Here is a 21,645-nt window from a genome sequence, read left to right as displayed (position 1 = left end):
GAAGGAGGTTTAATCCATGGTGCAAATGGGATTTTATATAAACGTTGCAGATTGTATCGGTTGTAAGACGTGTACCGTTTCATGTAAGGATAAAAACTCTCTAGAAGTAGGAAGGAATTACCGTAGAGTATACGATTTTGAAGAAGGACATTTTCCAAAGCCCATGCTTTATCATCTTTCTATTTCATGCAATCATTGTGATGAACCAGCTTGCGTCCAAGGTTGTCCAACCGGTGGTATGTATAAGCGGGAGAAGGATGGAGTCGTCCTTGTTGATCATGAGAAATGTATTGGCTGTAAATATTGTGAGTGGAATTGTCCGTACGGTGCACCACAATACAATGAAGAAATTGGAAAAATGACTAAGTGTGATACGTGCTTTGACTTAAGAGAAAAAGGTGAAGAACCTGTCTGTGTATCTTCCTGTGTCATGCGTGCGATTGAGTTTGGTCCAATCGACGAATTGCGTGCAAAATATGGTGCCAATGCGGATATCAAAGGGTTGCCAAGCTCTACGATCACAAAACCAAATTTGATTATTGGTGGAACGGACTTAATCTAAAGGGAGGGATTTGGAATGCATGAATGGCCATTGTTACTATTTACCGTATCGATTCCAGCTGCAGTCGGCAGTGTTCTCTTTCTATGGTTGATCTATGGAAGAATCGCAGCATCGAACGGCGATAAGTTAAAAGCTATGAAATTACCACTTCTTGTTACGGTGGTGGTATCGTTTATTGGGTTAATTGCTTCATTTTTTCACCTCGGCAGTCCAGAGAATGCGTTTAATGTCTTAAGAGGATTTGGGCGGTCATGGATGAGTAACGAAATCGTTTTTACCGGTGCTTTCATTGCTCTTGTTTGTTTAACGACCGGTTTGATGTTCGTTCAAAAGAAGGTCCATCCAATTCTTTTGTTGATAACAGGAATTGTTGGATTAGTTGATATTTATTGTATGGCGTCTGCTTACGCTGTTACACGCGTCAACGGATGGGATCATTTGAATACGTATGTTGTCTTCTATGGAACTGCCTTTTCACTCGGACCTGTTCTTGGGGCAAGTATGATGCTCCAGAGTATTAAAGGGGAAGAAATGAAGACGATTGTCAAATGGGCATTCCTCATCGGGATATTCGGTGTTGCCATTCAGGTAATCGGTGCGGCTATGTTTGCTGGCTATACCCCGGAGGTCCAATTAGTCACAGGAGAAACAGCCGCTGCAAAGCTTGAATCTTATTCAGGAATGGTTGGTTTCCGTTGGGCGATTGAAATGCTCGGCCTTGGAGTGATGGGTTATCTATCATTATCCTCCAAACCAAAAATTAATTACTTACTTGTTTACGCTGCACTACTCGTATTTGTTGCTGCAGAGGGTATGAGCAGATATGTATTTTATGTTTTAGGTGCGTAATATCGTTTTAAATCCTTAGGTAGAGGTGATAAATAATGGGGATGCTTGATAAATGGGTAGAAAGTCTTGATTATCAATTTCATGTATCTGATTCCTGTGTGCGCGGTAAAAGCCCTTGGGCAACTTGTAATCAGTGTGTTGAATCATGTAAAGAAGAGGCTATTACACTTAAGAATCATCTGCCTGTTATTCAAGCTGAAAAATGTGTAGAATGTGGGAACTGTATGGCATTCTGTCCGGTTCAAGCGGTTGAAGGTATTTTTCCAAAGCGGACGATTGTCCGCAATCAACTGGTTGCCGAAGCTGGAATGATCCCATCGAGGAAGGAACTACTCGTTTTTCATGCCAAGGGAATCACCTCTATCCTATTTTCTTCAGAGGATTTGCGAAAAGTCTGGAATCATCGAATTCATGACGCCAATACGATTCTGCAGGAACTGGGGAAAAGTACGTTCTTCATCCAGACAGGATATCCTCCATCAGAAAAAAATGAATCTGTTTCAAGACGAGAATTGTTTTCTCTTTGGGGGAAAGAGGGGAAGTCGCTTGTAAAACAAGTGACGCCAGCGAAATGGAGATTCAATCATACCAATTTCGATTTATCCCGTTATTATTCTGAACATCAGTTTTTTGATGTGGTGGTTGAGCGAGAAAAGTGTACGCTGTGTAGTGCTTGTGAAGCATTATGTCCAAAGGAATGTTTCCGTATTGGTGATGACAGTTTTGAGGTGTCACCTCAGGCTTGTTCTGATTGCCAGTTGTGTGTGGATGTTTGTCCGGAAAAAGCGATCACAATACGCCCTCATGTATCGAAGGCAGTTTCGAAAACACTTGAGACTTATTCAAACACTTGTGTGGTTTGTAAGGACAGCTTTAAAACACTTTCCAAACATGACATCAAATGCCCTATTTGCGCAAAGCGGAAAGCTGGTTATTTAAATAGTAAAGTTTGACTAAAGTGCCTTCCCCATTTTTGGAGAAGGCGTTTTTAGTTTAATAGGATAACTACATAAATTTGGTATATATTTACATGAAATGATCCTTTATCTACAGACTTTCGATTTATATCTACACAAAATCTTATTATATCTACACACTTTTTGAAGATATCTACAAACTAGTAAGCTTCTGCCCTTTTTTTCAATCCTTTTTCCACAGAAAGCTCCGGGTGTACTTTTCGGATGACAGAAGGTCTTGCTAAGATTAGAACAACTCCCACAAATAGACCTGATGTCAAGAGCAGGACCCATTCCGCAGGGAAGACATCGTATAAAAATCCATATATCACCATGCCTAGCGGCGATAAAGCCATCGCGATGGTCTCAACGATAGAAAATACCCGACCCTTAAATTCGTCAGCAATTTGTTTTTGCATCATCACTTGTGTTGGTGTGTTGATAATCATAATGATCGCTCCTAAACCTAATTCAAGAATAATATAGTATGCGAACATTGAGTTATAAGGCATTGTGACAAGTAAAGGGAAAACAGTACCACCCATAATTGCCCCCATAACCAGTATTCCCTTTTTAGCGACAAGCAGAGGAAACTTCACTTCTTTCCGAACTGAGTAATAGATTGATAACAACAACATCCCGACGGCAAAGGCACCTTCGGTAAAACCAAAATGCTGGGAGGCCATTTTTAATTTTTCGATGAGGATATAGGAATATCCAACCTGAAAAGCACTGAAAAGAAAATTAACTAATAAGGCAATCCAGATAATGGTCATCAACAGCGGCTGCAATTTCAAATAGGAAACACCCGCCTTCATCCCTTGCCATACGGATTCTTTTTCTACTGATTCAGGTTTTTGTTTGGAAAACAGGGTGAAATTCATTGTGGATTCGAGAACAATCGCGACACCAGAAGCAATCATATACACGATAAGGAATAAAGGCATGGAAATGACTCCATACAATAACCCTCCAACAGCAGGAGAGGCGATGGCTGCAAATGAAATCGACATCTGATTTAATGACATTGCTTTTTGAATTCTTGCTTCGTCCACAAGCCCAGTAATGGAGGAGGTAAACGCCACACCCGACAACATCGATGTAAGCGACAAAATACAGGAAGTGATGTAAATAGCGGTTAAAGATAATCCTGAGGTCACACTAACAACTAATAATCCGCCAATGGCTAAGGTCGTTGCAATCTGAGAGGTAATCGCAATTGTTTTTCGTGAATATTTATCGACGATATAGCCTGCAAATGGCGCCGCAATCGTACGTGGCAGCACATTGCATATAAGATTCAAAGCAAAGCTCTTCGCAGAACCTGTTGCTTGTAAAATGTAAAAACTAATCGCAAACGAGTATACCTGAGAACCAAAGGATGAAATCAGTTTGCTTATGGTAAACGTCCAGAGATGATAAGTCGCTTTTTTCAACATCATACTGCTATTCATAAAATTTCCCCATTTCTTAGGATTATTTTTTAAAAGTTTAATTTAATTAAACAAATCATAACATGTATTTTCTTCCATTTCAAGGAAAAGTTTAATATAATTAAACTATCCATTCTGAGGAGGTGCTCGATTCTTGTTAGGAGACCGAATACGAAAATTACGAAAGCAGAAAAAGCTGACACTTGAAGCACTGGCAGGGGAAGGACTTACGAAGGGGATGCTCAGCCTCATCGAAAACAATAAAGCGAAGCCATCCATGGAAAGCTTGGCGTATATTGCTGAGGGGCTGGATGTGGAAGTGACCGATTTATTGGAGGAAATCAGCACACAGGAATTAAGGGGAATTCTTGAAAAAGCTGAAATGTTATACAATCAAAAATCAGAAATGGCTCCAGATAAATATAAACAGCTGCTATCTCTTATTGAACCTTATTTAAAAAATCTTACCCAAGGATATGAGTCGGCACGCCTGTTAGATATCTATTGCCGCAGTCTTTATGAAGAAAAAATTATTGGATGGGAGGAGTTTTCGGACCAAGCGGCGGCTATGTATGACAGGATGAATCTGACATCCAACCGTGCACAAATTTCCATTTTTCGTTCAATGGTTAAGTTTGTTGAACATGAGTATTCGGTGGCACTAGAGGTATTAGTAAGGGAGCGTGCAGAGATCGAATCCAACCATGTCTATATGGATCCGATGACACGGGTTGACCTTGACTATACAGAAGCCATACTACATTTTGCGGTCGGTAATGATCGTGCTGCAAAAGATGTGATGGAAAAGGCGATTGATTTTTCAAAAAAGCACAAAATCTTTTATCGCATTGATGATTTATACAGACTAGGTGCAGGACAGGCTATGATGAGAAATGATAATGAAAACCAAGAGTTGTATTTACGAAAGCTAAAGCAATACGGTGAGTTCGCGGACGATTTATTATCCATCCTCATTCACGACCTTATCGTCATTATGTCTCTAAATACGGAGAAGCATGAGTATTCAAAGGCTTTGGAGATGATTGATCAGTATTTGGCAAATCCGAAGGTGAAGGACGTCGTTGAATCTTTATACCTAATTGAAAAAGGAAAATCCCTCTATGGACTTGGGGAGTTTAAAGAATCAATCCTTTATTTCGAAAAAGTAGAGACGCCGTCCTCAACGCACCATCCGTTTGACTTGTCACTCTTTTATGTTCGGTATGCCTACAAAGCACTTTGCCATCGTGAACTTGGAGAAATGGAAGAGGCGAATCAAGCTGCGCAACTGGCCGTGGAGAATTTCAGCAGCCTTCCCCATACGCCTTTTAAGGAATTTGCTATAGAAACGTACAGTACAATCTAATGAAAATTAACCATAGAATGTTCATGGTGACCGAAATCAAAGGAAAATCGAAAAAGTGGTCACCAAGAAGGGCTCTTGGTGACCGAAATCAAAGGAAAATCGAAAAAGTGGTAACCAAGAAGGGCTTTTGGTGACCGAAATCAAAGGAAAATCAAAAAAGTGGTAACCAAGAAGAGCTCTTGGTGACCCAAATCAAAGGAAAATCAGAAAAGTGGTAACCAAGGAGTGCTCTTGGTGACTGAAATCAAGTGGGAATCGAAAAAGTGGTAACCAAGGAGTGCTCATGGTTACCACTAACGTTATGAAAAGACAATTACCTAAATTCCTCTTTCAATACCCCTAAAGCTTTCCTTTGTTACCTTATAGGACTGAACCTCTTTTTCTTTCTTCTTGACCTTTTGTTTACGGGTTTTTGGAAGTATATATAACACTCCCACTTTTACTTGCTGAACTTCTTTCACTCCCTGAATAATGAGCTGCATTGCAAAAATCGCAAGCATGAAAGCAGCTAAAATCCACAAGTACCAGTAGCGGCCTGAACTGATGGTGGTTCTTCCTAAATCGCCAATTAATCCTGACCATTCATTTGTCAGTGATACTGGAGGATCCCCTCCCATCGGATCAAAGCTAAGTTTTGTCCCGCCAAAGAAAAATTTAAAAATCCCTAAATGAATAAAGATTAATAATACTTGGATAAATTGAGTCCCAAATAAAATCGTTAAACGGGGACCAATATGCGGGAATATGTGACGCCAGAATAGATGAAATCTGTTACCGCCTAAAACTCGCGCACTGGAAATAAATTCATAATCCAGAACTCGCTGTATCTCTTTTCCTAATAAAACCGTTGTTAACGGAACAACTAGGATGGTTAAGATGAACATTTCTAATAAAATTCGCTCGGTAAAGGTATAGGTGAATTCATAGCCCAAACCGGTTAATGTCGGCATTAAGATTGGTGCCAACAAGATGTACGCAACCAAGCTTAAAGGGAGGAAATGAATGGAATCTATTAACTTTCCAAGCCATTGCTGGTTGCGGGGTCCTAAGTGAAAAGCATAAAAGATACCAAACAAAAGCCCGCCGAGAACACGCAATAAGGCTATTAACAAGGCAAAGATCAACGTATACTTCGCGCCAATCACTAATTGGTCAAATAGGCTGAACCCTAGTTTGTCTGAACCAAAGAAAAAAGGCTTTGTTGGTGCATGCGGCATGGCACTTATCAGCTTCATACCATCTTCTGAGTAATAAAGTCTTACTTGATCGACGTGGTTATCGGTTGTAACCGAATAAATGATGCTGTAGCTGATGGTTACAATGAAAAATAAGGCTCCAAGTGCGAACTTCCAATTTTTCATATGCCTCCAAAATGTAAACAGTGCATGGATAATAGGGCGGAAGGGCGATATTTTTCTTAGATTAATAGATTGGAAAGAATAAAGGATGTTTTCAAAGAACCTCTTTGTCCCTGCAACCATATTTCCCATACGCCATTTGCGCCACCAGGAACCTCGTCTCGGTTCGTATGATAGTGGTTGATCTTCTTTAAGCCAAATATCTACTAACTGGAATAGAAAGTAAAAGGGTGTAAAAATAAGACCGAGTGTAACAAAAATCGTTATCGGTTGGAAGTTATCAAGTAAGTAGAATGTTAGTCCGTGGACATTAAACACCCGTTCAATAATAAATTGGCTGGAGAGTGTCCCCCAAATAATAATCTTAATGTGATGAAACGAAAGTGGCATGATATTTTTTAATACATGTTTGATTAAAATATTGAATTTGTCTATCCCTTTGCTTTTTACAAAGGTGACATAAACCTTCAAAAATTCTTCCTCGATCATAAGGAGTAAAATCTTGAACATGGACACAAGCGGTAAAATTGCCAAAGTGACAATCGGAGCAAAATAAGCTTTTTCTGTATAGCTGGCAACCCGAAATAAATCAACTCCAAACGACTTAAAGATAACAATAGATAATACTTGTAATAACGAAGCGAGGATTAAATCAGGAACAGACTCTAAAACATCAAGTATTCTTTTTATCGGACTAAGTACGGCTTTGGGTAAAAAGGATGACCCTAAAGCAAGAAAAAGCGCTATACTGAACCCTGCCAATAGAGCACCTAAGAGAATTTGCATGGAATAAATAAATGCCGGTCCCATAATCTCCATCATTGGGGTACCGCCAGTTTGCGAACTTTCGAACTTATATATCCATGATTCTGATTTAAACAAGTCCTTGCCAAAAGAGATTAATTGTTCAAAATACCCTGGTGAAACTGGATTTTCTCTAGTGGAAAAATATTGTGGGAAAATACTTACACAAAATATAGATACGATTCCAAGTAGATAGTATGTAATTAATCTAACAATCTTCAAATTCTCTCACCCCATTTTCCCTCTCTAAATTATTACATTTGTATAATAGAAGTAGTGTCACGTAAAGAAAATTATATTCCAAATATTCCCCCTTTTCAACCTATTTAATTTCCAATAATTTCAATCATGCGAATTTGACGAAAGTAAAAGTAATTTTGTTACAATAAATTTGTGATAAAATGATATTTATTGAATAAATAATTTTTCATGAGGAGAAATGATTATGATACTTGTCGTTGGCGGTGCTGGTTATATAGGCAGTCATCTTGTTAAGGAATTAGTGGAAAAAGAAGAGGTAATTGTCTTAGACAACTTGTCTACAGGTCATCGTGAAGCGATTGATACAAGAGCCATTTTTGTCGAGGGGAATCTTGGAAATGAAGAAGACTTACAAATGATCTTCTCTAGTTATCCAATTAAGGCTGTTATGCATTTTGCGGCATTTAGCTTGGTAGGAGAGTCAGTGGTTGATCCTCTCAAGTATTATGAAAATAATGTAGCATCTACATTAACTCTTTTAAAAGTAATGATGAAAAACAATGTGAAAAACTTTATTTTTTCTTCAACGGCAGCCACTTACGGGATACCAAATGTTGAGATCATTGATGAACAAACCGTAACATCACCGATCAACCCTTATGGTCATTCTAAATTAATGATAGAACAAATGCTTGCTGATTTTTCTAAAGCCTATGGCTTGCGCTATGTAGTTCTTCGTTATTTTAATGCGGCAGGTGCTCATGAATCCTCTAAGATTGGTGAAAGCCATGACCCAGAAACACATTTAATTCCGATTATTCTTCAGCAGCTATTAGGTCAGCGCGAAAAGGTCTCTGTTTTCGGCTCTGATTATGATACCGCTGACGGTACATGTATCCGTGATTACATACATGTTACTGATTTGGCCAGTGCACATATCCTTGCACTAGAGGCGTTATTAAGTGAGAAGAAAAGTGCTGAGGTCTATAATTTAGGAAATGGTCTCGGGTTTTCGGTAAAAGAGGTAATTGAGACGTGCGAGAAGGTAACTGGGGTAAAAGCAAATGTTGAAATGGCTGATCGTCGTGCAGGGGACCCTGCTAGGCTGGTCGCTTCATCACAAAAGATTTACAGTGAATTAGGCTGGAAAGCCGAGCGGAGTTTGGAACAGATTATTGCAGATGCCTGGAAATGGCATAACAATCAGCAGTATTAATAAAAAATACCCTTGTCCGCAGCAGCGGGCAAGGGTATTTTATTATTTATATGAATTAAAATATAAATCGAATGATTAATTTTATCCAACCGAAAAACGCAATCCATAATGGTACACTTAAAGAAGTACCCCAAACTAGCCCATAAGCGAAATTACCCTGCTCGTCCATGAAATCCACTCCCTTTTTATAGTTGTAGATTATCTTTTTATTTTTTCGATTGGTATCATTCATTATAAATTAATGCGCTTTCAGCAACAATGGTTCAAATTACTTAATTCATATTGATTAAGTAACATGTACCTGATTATAGAATACCAAAAAGAAAATGAGAAAAAACAAAAAGCCTGTCATACTAGGTGATTTTGTTTTCGACTTTATTCTATAAAAATAACCAGTTTTAATTCGACAGGTTATTTTCTGGGAAATTGATATAGGTTCGTTTTTCCTAAGGTATTGAGGTACTTTTAATCAAACGTTTGATTAGAAGTAGAAGGTGAAAAAAATGTCTGAGTTTGTTGATATCTATCACATCTATTTACGAGAGTTTAGGATATGGTCACATTAAGTAAATGTTTGATTCTCAGTGATCGTGGAAAGGAGTTTTCTCTTGAGAAATAAGGTCACAAAGTCTGATATGAGTTCTTTTGTTGAAATTTGTAAGCCTTTACTTTCCGGTGTGCCATATCCTTGTTATTTGATAGATTTGGAGGGCAGTATTGTTTTTTCAAATAAAGCTGTTCAAGAATTACTAGGTTATAACAGACATTATGAATATCAACGGAATTTTGTTTCGTTTTTAGAAGAAGAGGAGATTGATAAGGCGATCGAGCATATAAAAGCTGTTCTTAAGGGAGACAGGTTAAGCTTTCAAACGAAGCTAAGACATCGGAACGGTCATGTAATGGTCGTAAATATTCTTTCCATTCCAGTTGAAGTAGATGGTGTGATTCTGGGTATCTGTGGCTATATTACCGCTGCGACGAACGAAAAACATCATTCCACTCGTTCGATCCCTAGTAATTGGGATAATATCTTTACGGGCATTGAGATTTGTTTATGGACGCTGGATGCCAAAACCATGGAGACCATTTCGATTTCGCCAGTATGTCAGACCATTTTTGGCTATCGTGAAGACGAGTTTCTTACGGAATCACATTTGTGGGAACAACTCATCCTGCCTGCGGATAAAAAGGGTGCATTAAGGCAAATCGAGCTGGTGAAGCAGGGGAAATCTTCTCTGCATGAATACCGTATTGTTAGTAAAAGCGGTGAGCAAAAGTGGGTTTCTGATTTTATCGTTCCTATTTTTTCAGAGCATTCCTATGAGCCAGTCAGGTTGGATCGGATTGTAGTGGATATTACAAAGCGAAAAAAGGCAGAGGAAAAATTAACTTTTTTAGCTTTTCACGATTCTTTAACCGGTTTGCCAAATAGAAGGAAATTGGATCATGAACTTCATAAATCATTATCGGAAGCAAAGGAAAAGAAAATGATGGTTGGGATCTTATTCTTGGATCTTGACCGTTTTAAATTTATCAATGATTCCCTTGGTCATAAGATGGGGGATAAGGTTTTACAGGTCATTGCGGACCGGTTGAAGGACAGTTTGAGAAGTGATGATATTATCTCTCGACAAGGCGGGGATGAGTTTGTCATATTGCTTAAAAACTTGTCCACAAAAGAGGACCTTCATGAAACGGCAGCGAGGATTAATGGGGTAATCGCAGATCCAATCCGACTGCTTGATAATGAGTATGTACTGAGTGCCAGCATCGGTATGAGTATTTTCCCTGATCATGGGTATGAGGCTGAAGGATTAATTCAAAAGGCAGATCATGCCATGAACCTTGCAAAGGAAAGCGGAGTAGGAATTCAGCCTTATGAAATAGGAATGTCGAAAAGTCTTTCGCGAAAACTGCTGCTTGAACAATACCTTCATAAAGCCATTGAAAAGAATGAATTATACTTAGAATATCAACCGATTGTGGATGTGTACGGAAAACAAGTGATAGGGCTAGAAGCACTGCTTCGATGGAATCATCCTGTTTTGGGGGCAATACCACCAGGAGAATTTATTCAAATTGCTGAAGAGTCGGAGTTAATCATAAAGTTAGGCAACTGGGTGTTGGAAACAGCCTGCGGACAGCGTAAAGTATGGGCAGATATGAACTTGCCGCCATTTTATGTATCGATTAATGTGCCAGCTAGGCAAATTAATTTGGAGTCGTTCCTGGAAAGTGTCAAGGACACATTGGAACGCTATCAGCTCCCATCTAATCTTTTGAAAATTGAAATCACAGAAAGAACCGCAATGACCAATGTCCAGAAAACGTTAAATACGATCAAAGAATTACAGGATAATGGAGTCGATATCATCCTCGATGATTTTGGTGTTGGTTATTCTTCGATTAGTTACCTTGTGCAATATCCATTTAATACGATAAAAATTGATAAATCCTTTATAGAAGGGTTAGAGAATAAAAATCAGCGGTCTGTCTGTCGAACATTAGTAGCAATGGGAAGAAACCTAGGAATGAATGTTGTAGCAGAGGGTGTAGAAGAGGTAGAACAATATCAATTCTTATGCAGTATCGGCTGTCATAACATGCAGGGCTACTATTTTAGCAGGCCAACGAGTGTTGATAGGGTTGAGATTTTTTTTACGACTGAACGGCAGGGATTACAGGGTAAATTTCAATAAGGCCGGAGACAGTATTGTCTACGGCACTTAATTATTAATAATTTTTTACCATCGTAATAAATTCTGTTGTTTCTCTACTAAACTCAACTTTTTTATCAAATCCAAGTTTCGTATAAAGATGAATGGCTCTTTGATTAAATTTTGCAACCGTTAACCGGATAGAATCAACCTTATAGGTTTCTTGAATATAAGATAGGATAAACGAGAAGAATTTTGCTCCCAAACCTTTACCGGTTAAGGAAGGATTCATTCCAATTCCGATATCCGTTATATCCTCGTGATAGGCTCCAACTGTAGAACCGTATGGGACTTGTGCCGCGCTTCCAATACAAAAGAAACCAACCAGTTCATTGGTTTGATTCAATACTGCATAATAGGGGTTTTCTAGCAATTCGCTATGAGATTTAGAGCTTTCTTCATTATTATAAAAATCATAGGGTGCTTCGTATTTCCAAGTCAGGATTTGTTTTGCATATTCCTCAGTCATATTTCTTACCAATAACTGCATTTTTTTACTCCTTTTTTCATAAGTCAAAGCAAAACCGCTGCCATTAAGTGAGCAGCGATTTTGTCATTAAATTCTAGCAGTCCGAATAACGTTACTCATCATTTCCGCATTTGGATAATTGAGTTCATGATAGAGTTTCACGACCCTTTCGAGTTCGTAACCTACTCTCCTGATGGATGTTTTCAAATGACCATCCTCGATGTCAACTAGACCATAAGAGGCTTTTGCCAGACCATCGAACGGTAAACCGACACTGCCGATATTCATAATGACCTTGCCATTTAAAAATCTAATATAAGGTTTGTGGATATGTGCATAAACATATACTTGTGCTTCTTGTGCATGCATCAATACGGTTTCGATTTGGTTGTCATCTGCATTTGGAAGAACGATGTCAAATAAACTCGTTGGAGTAGCGTGGAACGCTGAAATCTCAACATCTTCGATGGAAATATTTAATTGAGCAGGCAGGATCTCTAAATATTCGATGTCTGATGGTTCTAGTTGTTCCACAATCCATTGACGTTCATGGTTCATTAACCCTAGGACTTGATCAGCCACTTCACCTTCCCGGACACCGCGCACCACCCATTCATCGGCATTTCCTTTAATTACTTCAGTATGTAAAGAGCGGACTAGGTCAAGAGAACGTTTAGGCTCTGGTCCACGATAACAGATGTCACCAAGCACATAAGTTTTATCAATCCCTTGCTTCTTAATATCCTCGAGAACAGCCTCAAGCGCGATAGCATTCCCGTGAATGTCAGAAATGAAAGCAATTTTCATATCATGACCAACCTCCTTTATATAAAAAATATTACCATTATTTGTTTGTAAAATCGAATTTGTATAGAATTTCCAAAAAAAACTTAGCCTATAAGAGCTGTCTGCTGTATAATCTTTCTAATAATAATATAGGAGTTATGACGATGAAATCATATATTAAAGACCAATTAGAAAAATTTCAACAAGAGAACCGTAATCGTGGACGTTTGCTTGTCAGCTGTCCGGACCAGCCAGGGATTGTTTCAGCCATCTCGCAATTTTTATTTTCGTATCAAGCCAATATCATGGAATCGAGTCAATATTCTACCAATCCAGAAGGCGGAGTGTTTTTTATCCGAATTGAATTCGAATGCTCGGGTCTAAAGGAAAAGGCGAAGAAGATGGAGGAGCAGTTTGCTGCGATTGCTGAGAAGTTTTCGATGGATTGGAAATTAACGCATGTCTATCATGTGAAAAAAGCAGCAATCTTTGTGTCGAAGGAGCTTCATTGTTTGCTCGAACTGCTATGGGAATGGCAAAGCGGTGATTTAATGGCGGACATTGCCCTTGTTATCAGTAACCATGAGGAAGCAAGAGATGCGGTGGAAGGATTGAATATCCCGTTTTACTATATTCCTGCGAATAAGGATATTCGAGAACAGGTGGAAGCCAAGCAGCTTGAGCTATTAGAAGAGTATGAGATTGATTTAGTGATATTGGCGCGTTATATGCAAATCTTAACTCCTAAATTTGTCGCAGCAAATCCAAAGAAAATCATTAATATTCATCATTCTTTTTTACCTGCGTTTATTGGTGCAAGACCATACGAGCGTGCCCATGCCCGCGGTGTAAAGTTAATTGGAGCGACCTCCCATTATGTAACCAATGACCTTGATGAAGGACCAATTATTGAACAGGATATTGCCCGCGTCGATCACCGTGATGATGTGGACAATCTGAAAAAAATTGGACGAAGAGTGGAAAGAAGTGTTTTGGCTCGAGCGGTAAAATGGCATATTGAAGACCGGATTATTGTCCATCAAAACAAAACGATCGTTTTCTAAAAAATGGGTGAACGCATCATGTTGCTGTGTTCAATTTCTATTTTACTCTGGTTGAAAATGGTATAGATGTTGTAAAAAAACTGTCATCTACGAAAATTCCAATTGTAGATGACAGTTTTCGTTTTTATTTACAAAATATATGTTTTCCAATTTTTTTAATCTGGGGCCTGCTCCATATCCAACTGCTTGTTGCGGTATCTGGATTAAAATAATAAATGGCACTACCAGTTGGATCCCATCCATTTACAGCATCCAATACAGCTTTTTTTGCTGTTTCATTAGGTGTTAAATTAATTTGTCCATCGGCAACAGCAGTAAATGCTCCAGGTTCATAGATAACGCCTGCTACCGTATTAGGAAAAGAGACACTTTGGACTCGGTTTAAAATAACGGCGGCAACAGCAACTTGACCAATGTAAGGTTCCCCGCGTGATTCTCCGTATACGGCGTTCGCCATTAATTGGATATCGTTTTGACTATAACCGTTAGGAACATTGGCAGTAGTGCCTGTATTGCCTTTCTTTTCATATTTTGTTGCTTTCACAAGCTTTGCCTTCGTTTCTTCCCCTACAATCCCATCGACAGGAAGACCGAACTTATCTTGAAAATTCCGAACTGCCCAGTATGTATTCCAACCAAAAACACCATCTATCTTACTCTTATAAAAGCCATTATAAGTAAGACGCGACTGTAGCTCGATCACGTCTTCCCCAGAGGAGCCTTGCTGGAGTACCTGGGTAGAGAATGCTTGAATGTCTTTACTCTGATCGCTATTGGCTAAAGATGTTACAGTTAGAAAAATCAATATCAGCAGAATCTTAAAGATCGCTTTCCTCTGCACAGGTTCAACCTCCTAACGATTTATAAAACAGTACAGTAATATGCTTCCATATTTTTTACACTTTTATGTAGCATAAAAAGAGACCGGTTAAATAAACCGATCTCTTTTGGTTATTTCATTATTTCAGTCCATAGGCTTTAATAACTTCTTGGGTAATGCTGTTGCCTGCGTCATCCCAAGCACTTGCTTTGAGTGAGACGAAGTTTCCAGGTTTGTTTGGATGCGTTATAAAGTTATTTGGTACGATTTTTTGCTCATATCTTTAAAAAGAATCCCCTCAATTAAATAGAAGGGATTCGATTTGGCTAATCATGAAAATTTTTATACCATTCTACGAAATGCCCTAAGCCAATTTCTAATGAAGTTTCAGGAGTGAATCCGGCATCATTCTGCAAATCGGTAATATCCGCATAGGTCTCTTTGACGTCTCCAGGCTGCATTGGGGCGAATTCTAATTTCGCTTTTTTGCCAATTAGATTTTCTAGAATGTTAATAAAATCCATTAATCTGACGGGGCTATTGTTACCGATATTATAGATTTTGTAGGGAGCATGACTCGAGCTTGGGCATGGATTTCTTTTTGTATCTGGTTTAGGAGGATGATCAAGTAATTTGACGATTCCTTCGACAATATCATCGATAAAAGTAAAGTCTCTGCTCATATCGCCATTATTATATACTTTTATCGTTTTCCCTTCGATAATATCTTTTGTAAAAGAATAATAGGCCATATCCGGTCTTCCCCAAGGACCATAAACAGTAAAGAAACGAAGACCCGTGGTGGGGATATTAAATAAATGGCTATAAGTGTGGCCCATTAATTCGTTCGCTTTTTTGGTTGCCGCATAGATACTTACGGGATGATCGACGGAATCCTGGGTTGAGAAGGGGATTTTTGTATTTGCTCCATATACGGAACTAGACGAAGCGTAAAGTAAGTGCTCCACTTGATAATGCCTGCATGCCTCTAGAATATTAACAAACCCTACTAAATTTGAATGAACATAGGATTGTGGATGGGTAAGACTATAACGGACTCCTGCTTGAGCAGCTAAATTGATCACAATTGGGATAGAATGATTTTTAAAAATTTGGTTTAATGCTTCTTGATTTACTAAATCTACTTTATAAAATTGGAACTTCTCATTACTCTCTAATATCTTTAGCCGTTCTTTCTTTAAACGAACATCGTAATATCCATTAAGGTTGTCCACTCCAATTACAGAATAATTGTGAGCTAACAAACGTTTAGAAAGATGGAACCCAATAAAACCTGCCGCACCAGTCACTAAAATGTTCATTTTCTTCTACCAGATCTCTTTTTATGATTGTCTTTGTTATGACCATGCTCTTTTTTTCGATAATGGCCTCTTTTATGGTCACGATCATTTTTACGATGATCGCCTCTTTTACGACCGTGGTCTCTTTTTCCTTTGTACTCAGTGGGAATATTCTTTATCTCCTTCTGTGCTTCTTCATCTGTGAGTGGAATCGGTTTTTTTGTCCAGTCAGCGTGTGTTTTAGGGTCAAGAACCTTTACTTGTTCTAGGAAAGCCTCTAGGAATCCTCTCTCATGAAGATTTTGAAAAAGTTCTAGTGGTCTTTCTTGTATGCGAGAGAATGAGTACACGTGGTCGACCATTTTAAACCCTTTGTTGGTGACAAAAACATGCCGTAATGGGGCATCGAGCTGTTTAAATCCTGCTTGTTTCTGGGATGTTAGAATGTTTAGTAAGCGTTCTGTCACGCTCAATGGAAGTGTAGTTTGTTTTTTTAGAAAGGTGTTTAGATCGGGTCCAACTAAATATTCCATTACAACATAATTTTCACCCTTTTCATGGACCTTTGGAATAAATGATAGTTTTTGATTAGACAATAGAACCTTTTTTTCCAGGGCACAATGTTCCGGTTTTCCATAAATCTTCACGCATTTATCTTCTGCTATACGATAGACAGCCCCTTGGTGCCCAGCTCCAATTAATGTTTGCGAGATGGCGCTATCTACTTTTACTCCTTCGCCATTTCCTCCCGAATAGACGGGAATGTTTCGATAGTCCATTTTGTTTTCATTAAAATATTTCTGCCATGTTTCATATGTCCTGGGTTCTAATTTTCTTACCTGGGAAAGGAAGGATTCTTTTAATAGGATGATGTTTAAATCTCTTAATAATTTAAGCGGAACAGGATGGACCCGCTTGAAGGCATTTACGTGGTCAATTACTTTTAGTTCTTCATTTTCAAGGACGAAGATGTGCCGTAGCGGGGCATCGACCATCGTAAATTTCGCCTTTTTCATTTCGCTTAACATAGACAGGAGTTTTTTCGTAATGGATTCCGGGATGAACGTGCTGTTCCGGAGGTATTCCTTTAATGTTGGAGCATTAAAGTATTCCATGACGATATAGTTTTTACCATACTCATATAATCGTGGGAAAAACTCTAAGTGCTGTCCAGCTTTCAGAGCTTCTAATTCCATTTTTGCTTGGAGAGTATTCGTATAAATTTTTACACATCGCTCCTCCGAAAGTTTAAATACAGCTCCTTGTGCACCCATTCCAATAAGAGGAAAGCTAGTGGGATTATCAATTTCTAAGGTTTTCACACCTTTGGTTACTCTAATTGATTTAAAATCTGCCATTATGATCCCCCTAACAATTCATTATAATATCTCGCCTGCAAGATTAGCTGCTTTTTCTGGTCAAAGTGTTGTTCTACTTTTTGACGTGCAGAAATGGTATAACTTTCCCATAGGTGTCGATTCAGTAACATAAATTCTAATGCTTGCGCAAGATGGTCTACATCGCTTTCCCGCACTAATATTCCATTTTGGTTATTTGTAATAATTTCTGGAATACCAGCATGGTTGGTCGCGAGAACGGGAATACCGGTTGCCATTGCCTCTTTTATTGTATTCGGGATCCCTTCTACATCTCCTTTGGAGGAAGTTAAACTTGGTGCGCAAAATAAATCAGCTTGTCCCATTAATTCTGGAATTTGACTTTTTGGAACATGATTTAATAGACGAAAAGAAGGCCCTAAATTAAGTTTCGTGGCAAGCGACTTAATATACCCTTCCAGTTCACCTCCGCCGATAATCGTAAGCGTGGCTTTGGGAAATTTATCTCTGATTTTTTCAAATGCCTGCATTAAGATATGATGGCCTTTCTTTTCTACTAATCTTCCTATGGAAATGATGTTTTGTGAGTCATCTAGATTTGGCGTTCTGTATGGAAAAAGACTAAGATCTACCCCTCCATATAGTACTCTGATTTTATCGGCAGGACATCCCCACATATTAATTCTTTGCGCTAAATACTGACAAACTGGTAAAAAGCGCTCACCTTGTTCAAAAAGCATTTTCATTCCATCCAAATAGCCTACAGGCTGATGGGCGAGGGTTGCATCTCTACCACGGAAACTGGTTATGAGAGGCAGGGAGGTTTCCTCTTTAAATGGAAGTAATAATAAACCTAATTGGCCATGATGGGCATGAATGAGTGATACCCTGTTTTTTTTAACATATTCTTCTGGTGAGAAAATTTCACTGAGGTAGTGAACCTGCTCATTGAGTAGAGGCAGATTTACCATATACTTTGGCTGTCTGACCAAATGAATATGACCATAGTCAGGTACTTCCCGAATCTGAGGAATATATTGAGTCGGGTCAACTCTAAGGTTCAAATGCATAACTTTTGGCAATTGTTTAATCTCCTTTCAAGAAAGTATATAAACTTTTTTTCTATAAAATAAGGTATGCAATTAGAATAAGGAGGCTTGGACAAATTGGAAAAAACACAAATGACAAAAAAATACGCCCCAGTCAAAAATAGACTGGGGCGCAACTCTTTTATTAAATAAATAAACTTAGAAGTAATACAATTCCAAGACCAACAATGGAGTTTACGAATAACAGAAGACCCCATGTTTTGAAGGTTTCTTTAATCGATAATCCAAAGTACTCTTTGAATAACCAGAAGGAAGCATCGTTCACATGTGTAATAGTATTACTACCTGCAGCTGTTGCTAGTACCATTAATACAGGGTTTACATTCATACTGATTTCTGCACTTCCGAAGAAGTTGACGATTTGATAAGTGGTAGAACCTTCTTTTATGAAATAATTCAGAATGGTTGCAGCAGTGATGATGATGGCAGGTGTTAATGGAGCAAGTAAGCTAACTGCAAAACTTGGCATTTCTGCTTCTGTAAATTCTTTTTCTTTTATACGATCAAGTTCTACATAAAAAGATAAAAGTAACCCACTATCCTAAAATAGGGGGTTACTTTTTGTTGTATTGAGAATTAACGTATTGTTTTTAAAGCGCCGCTCCAAGCGATTACTTCGTCAAGCATAGCTTTCATATTTGTTTGGTGTAAATCAGCTGGTTTGAATACAGATCCGTTTTCAAAGTCTGTGAATAATGACAATGTTGGATGTGTGCGAACGTCAGCAACTTTCAATTCGCCAAGGATTCCACGTAAGTGTTCAGCAGCACGAGCTCCACCTGTTGAACCATAGCTTACGATACCAGCAGCTTTGTCATTCCAAGCTTCACGTGCAAAATCAAGAGCATTTTTTAAAGCGCCTGTAATGCTGTGGTTGTATTCTTGAACAACGAATACGAATCCATCTAAGCTAGCAAGTTTTTGATTCCAAGCAGCGATTCCTGGTTCTGTTCCATCAGTTGTACCTAAGAATGGCAGGTTGAAATCCGCGATATCCACGATTTCGTAGTCTGCATCTCCGCGTTGGTCTGCAATACCTTTAACCCATTCGCCTACTTGTGGGCTTACACGTCCTTGACGTGTGCTTCCTAAAATAATACCAATCTTAAGTTTTGGATTTGTCATTGTTTCTTCCTCCTTAGGTGAATTACCAAATAATTTGTTTAAAAAACCCATTTTGTGCACCCCTTGCTGTTGTTTTTTGATCTATTTAGGTTTTTCAATTTCGTTTGTTTTGAATTAAAACATTATTAAATAAAATATTTTTAATTCGAGATAAATATAATACAGATTTATCTCAATGTCAAGAGATTGATTTCAGAATTAAAAAGTTCATGAAACTCAAAAAAAGCTTTGGGTAAGAAGAAATGAACCTCGTGAAGGATTCATGAAGCCAAAACTAAGCATGGAAAAGGGAAAATGGTACTCATGAAAGGTTTATGAAGCCCAAACCAAGCTTGGGAAAAGATTAAGTCCATATAATTGTGTAAAAACAAAAGGAGTCAAATTAATTCCTCATGGCTACAATGTTATCAGCGACGAAAACAATGAGGACGTCGTAATACTTGTGACAACTATTGTGACCTCTCCAATGATGAAATTGTTTTTTTAATCAAATACTCAAAAGAAAACTAATGTAGCTAACCAAACTAAATTTTCCTGAAATAGGCAGCAATCCTTACTAAGCAAAGGTGTTCAAATGCGTTAGGCTCAAAATTACGTATAATAAGTAAAGAATTGCAACAGTGCCTTTCTGAATTTTTCAGTGAGACACTTTCTCTTTATTTTAATAGAGCTGAAATTTATAGTATATTAGGGAAGAAAAGAATGTAAAAAGCATTTGACGTTTGGGAGGAATTTGCAGAAAATGAAACTTGATACAAGTAAAGAGGCGGCACCCCTCTATATTCAGGTGAAGAAAGATATCAAGAAGAAAATCGAAAACAAAGTTTGGAATCCAGGTGATAAAATCCCTTCTGAATTAGAGCTTTGTAAAACCTATGACGTCAGTAGAATTACTGTTAGGGAAGCCATCAATGAATTAGTTTGGGAAGAGTACTTAGTTAGAAAAAGACCGACAGGTACTTTCGTATTAGATCAAAACGAGCAGTTTGAAGAAAAAAATAACTATTATACGCATGTTAGAGGCTTCACCTTTGAAATGAATGAACTAGGAAAAAAAGCAACTACTTTAAAAGCAAATATATCAATAGTCCAAGCAGACCAGCATGTTGCGAAGCAATTAAATATTTCTGCAGGGGAAAATGTATATGAGATAAGACGGGTACGAGGTACCGAAGATAATGTAATGGTCTATTTTAAAACGTATATTAAAACAACTGTTATTTTACCAACAGACCCAAAGGATTATTATGGCTCGTTATCCAAAATGTTAAATGAAAAAGGTATTCACATTTCGAAGATTAAAGAATATCTAGAAGCAGTAAAGCCAACGGAAGAAGTAATAGGGGAATTAAATATTGCAGAAGATACTCCAGTCCTAAAACGGGTAAAAAAAACTTTTTGTAAAGATGTTGATTTTGCAGAATATACAGAATGCTATTATAATGGAGACTATTATCGTTATTATATTGACGTTAATTCGACCACTTAAAGAGAAATTCTAAAATTCTGGAAAATGTATTGCAATAGATATTTTTTTGGGTATTCAATTATCATAACATTATGATGTTGAATATCTTTTTTATTTAATGATCGAATATCAGTTAGCTGTCTTCTCTACTCCAGAGATGAATGAAAGTGATGAAATCATACATGGAAGAAAAGCAAAAGATTGTGTTTATGGATATCATGTAAATAGCGATGGAACAGACATCAATCATAATCGTATCCATCCAGCCTATAATGCAGCTGCAACCGTGTAAACAGCTCGATTGTTAATAGCCTAGTTGGCGAAAAACTTCCACTAGTTGCAAAATCCAATTTGGACAATCCTAATAGTGGATTAACTGAAACAACTTTACATCTCCACCGGTTGATGTGCCGGGTGGAACAATTTATATAATAGATTCTGGTGAAATATATTATCCTCAAGGTACGGACTGGGGTTATTTTGAATATTCGTTAAATCCTGTCTTCACAGGATTTAACTTTTGAATTATATTGTTATAACATAATATCAATATATCGATATTACAGAATGTTTACATTAAATTTACACTCTATTAATATCTATCACTTACCATTAAGCAGAAAGCAAATTTGATTCTGAAGGGGGGGTAAAATAATGTTCGGCCGTTTGTAAAAAAGATTGATTAAAATACAGTACATATC

At 38.0% G+C, this 21,645-nt stretch carries 19 protein-coding genes; 9 read left to right on the top strand and 10 right to left on the bottom strand.

Annotation, left to right across the window (positions count from 1 at the left end):
* Positions 1-16: 16 nt before the first annotated feature.
* Genes TR08_RS11665 through TR08_RS11655 form a run of 3 tightly spaced genes read left to right on the top strand, consistent with a single transcriptional unit; the run spans position 17 to position 2,364 of the window.
* Positions 17-562, top strand: coding sequence for a DMSO/selenate family reductase complex B subunit (locus TR08_RS11665; protein ID WP_045518356.1), 546 nt, complete (start codon positions 17-19; stop codon positions 560-562).
* A 15-nt stretch (positions 563-577) separates the two neighbouring features.
* Positions 578-1,411, top strand: a complete 834-nt coding sequence (locus tag TR08_RS11660) for a dimethyl sulfoxide reductase anchor subunit family protein (RefSeq protein ID WP_045518355.1) — start codon at positions 578-580, stop codon at positions 1,409-1,411.
* Positions 1,412-1,446: 35 nt separating this feature from the next.
* Positions 1,447-2,364, top strand: a complete 918-nt coding sequence (locus TR08_RS11655) for a 4Fe-4S dicluster domain-containing protein (RefSeq protein ID WP_045518354.1) — start codon at positions 1,447-1,449, stop codon at positions 2,362-2,364.
* 164 nt (positions 2,365-2,528) lie between these two features.
* Here the strand turns inward: TR08_RS11655 and TR08_RS11650 are convergent, their stop codons facing one another.
* On the bottom strand, positions 2,529-3,821 hold the full coding sequence (locus tag TR08_RS11650; protein WP_045518353.1) for an MFS transporter: 1,293 nt from the start codon (positions 3,819-3,821) through the stop codon (positions 2,529-2,531).
* Positions 3,822-3,954: 133 nt separating this feature from the next.
* Here TR08_RS11650 and TR08_RS11645 point away from each other — a divergent pair, with 133 nt between their 5' ends.
* A complete protein-coding gene (locus TR08_RS11645) occupies positions 3,955-5,166 on the top strand; it encodes a helix-turn-helix domain-containing protein (protein ID WP_045518352.1) in 1,212 nt (403 codons plus the stop codon).
* A 317-nt stretch (positions 5,167-5,483) separates the two neighbouring features.
* Here TR08_RS11645 and TR08_RS11640 read toward each other — a convergent pair whose 3' ends face one another.
* The gene (locus TR08_RS11640; protein WP_045518351.1) at positions 5,484-7,550 is read right to left on the bottom strand and encodes an ABC transporter permease subunit; all 2,067 of its coding nucleotides are present in this window, start codon (positions 7,548-7,550) and stop codon (positions 5,484-5,486) included.
* A 223-nt stretch (positions 7,551-7,773) separates the two neighbouring features.
* On the opposite strand from TR08_RS11640, the gene galE reads away from it, so the two are divergent.
* On the top strand, positions 7,774-8,745 hold the full coding sequence (galE, locus tag TR08_RS11635; RefSeq protein WP_045518350.1) for a UDP-glucose 4-epimerase GalE: 972 nt from the start codon (positions 7,774-7,776) through the stop codon (positions 8,743-8,745).
* A gap of 608 nt (positions 8,746-9,353) precedes the next feature.
* Positions 9,354-11,447, top strand: coding sequence for a sensor domain-containing protein (locus tag TR08_RS11630; RefSeq protein ID WP_045518349.1), 2,094 nt, complete (start codon positions 9,354-9,356; stop codon positions 11,445-11,447).
* Positions 11,448-11,481: 34 nt separating this feature from the next.
* Here the strand turns inward: TR08_RS11630 and TR08_RS11625 are convergent, their stop codons facing one another.
* Together TR08_RS11625 and TR08_RS11620 are read right to left on the bottom strand one after the other, a co-directional pair.
* Positions 11,482-11,955, bottom strand: coding sequence for a GNAT family N-acetyltransferase (locus tag TR08_RS11625; RefSeq protein ID WP_045518348.1), 474 nt, complete (start codon positions 11,953-11,955; stop codon positions 11,482-11,484).
* A gap of 66 nt (positions 11,956-12,021) precedes the next feature.
* Positions 12,022-12,741, bottom strand: coding sequence for a metallophosphoesterase family protein (locus TR08_RS11620; RefSeq protein WP_045518347.1), 720 nt, complete (start codon positions 12,739-12,741; stop codon positions 12,022-12,024).
* Between the two features lie 143 nt (positions 12,742-12,884).
* Between TR08_RS11620 and purU the strand changes: the two genes are divergently transcribed.
* On the top strand, positions 12,885-13,784 hold the full coding sequence (gene purU / locus TR08_RS11615) for a formyltetrahydrofolate deformylase (protein WP_045518346.1): 900 nt from the start codon (positions 12,885-12,887) through the stop codon (positions 13,782-13,784).
* A gap of 124 nt (positions 13,785-13,908) precedes the next feature.
* On the opposite strand, the gene sleB is transcribed toward purU, so the two are convergent.
* The 6 genes from sleB to TR08_RS11585 form a co-directional block, all read right to left on the bottom strand.
* The gene (gene sleB / locus TR08_RS11610) at positions 13,909-14,625 is read right to left on the bottom strand and encodes a spore cortex-lytic enzyme (protein ID WP_045518345.1); all 717 of its coding nucleotides are present in this window, start codon (positions 14,623-14,625) and stop codon (positions 13,909-13,911) included.
* 305 nt (positions 14,626-14,930) lie between these two features.
* On the bottom strand, positions 14,931-15,926 hold the full coding sequence (locus tag TR08_RS11605) for an NAD-dependent epimerase (RefSeq protein ID WP_045518344.1): 996 nt from the start codon (positions 15,924-15,926) through the stop codon (positions 14,931-14,933).
* On the bottom strand, positions 15,923-17,263 hold the full coding sequence (locus TR08_RS11600; protein WP_045518343.1) for a hypothetical protein: 1,341 nt from the start codon (positions 17,261-17,263) through the stop codon (positions 15,923-15,925). The genes TR08_RS11605 and TR08_RS11600 overlap by 4 nt, the downstream gene beginning before the upstream one ends.
* Positions 17,263-18,324 carry a glycosyltransferase gene (locus tag TR08_RS11595; protein WP_152597396.1) on the bottom strand — a complete coding sequence of 354 codons (1,062 nt, stop codon included), beginning with the start codon at positions 18,322-18,324 and terminating at the stop codon, positions 17,263-17,265. Before TR08_RS11595 ends, TR08_RS11600 begins: the two co-directional genes overlap by 1 nt.
* Positions 18,325-18,475: 151 nt before the next feature.
* Entirely contained in the window at positions 18,476-18,850 is a 375-nt protein-coding gene (locus TR08_RS11590) for a GntT/GntP/DsdX family permease (protein ID WP_370576299.1), read from the bottom strand.
* A 77-nt stretch (positions 18,851-18,927) separates the two neighbouring features.
* Positions 18,928-19,527, bottom strand: coding sequence for an NADPH-dependent FMN reductase (locus tag TR08_RS11585; RefSeq protein ID WP_045518341.1), 600 nt, complete (start codon positions 19,525-19,527; stop codon positions 18,928-18,930).
* Between the two features lie 691 nt (positions 19,528-20,218).
* Here TR08_RS11585 and TR08_RS11580 point away from each other — a divergent pair.
* Positions 20,219-20,965: a GntR family transcriptional regulator gene (locus TR08_RS11580; RefSeq protein WP_045518340.1), complete on the top strand. Its 747-nt coding sequence runs from the start codon at positions 20,219-20,221 to the stop codon at positions 20,963-20,965.
* 97 nt (positions 20,966-21,062) lie between these two features.
* Entirely contained in the window at positions 21,063-21,236 is a 174-nt protein-coding gene (locus tag TR08_RS32505) for a hypothetical protein (protein ID WP_193747723.1), read from the top strand.
* Positions 21,237-21,645 lie beyond the last annotated feature (409 nt).

Source organism: Neobacillus niacini, assembly GCF_000759675.1.
GTDB lineage: Bacteria > Bacillota > Bacilli > Bacillales > Cytobacillaceae > Neobacillus > Neobacillus niacini_A.
This window is presented reverse-complemented; position numbering and strand designations above follow the sequence as displayed.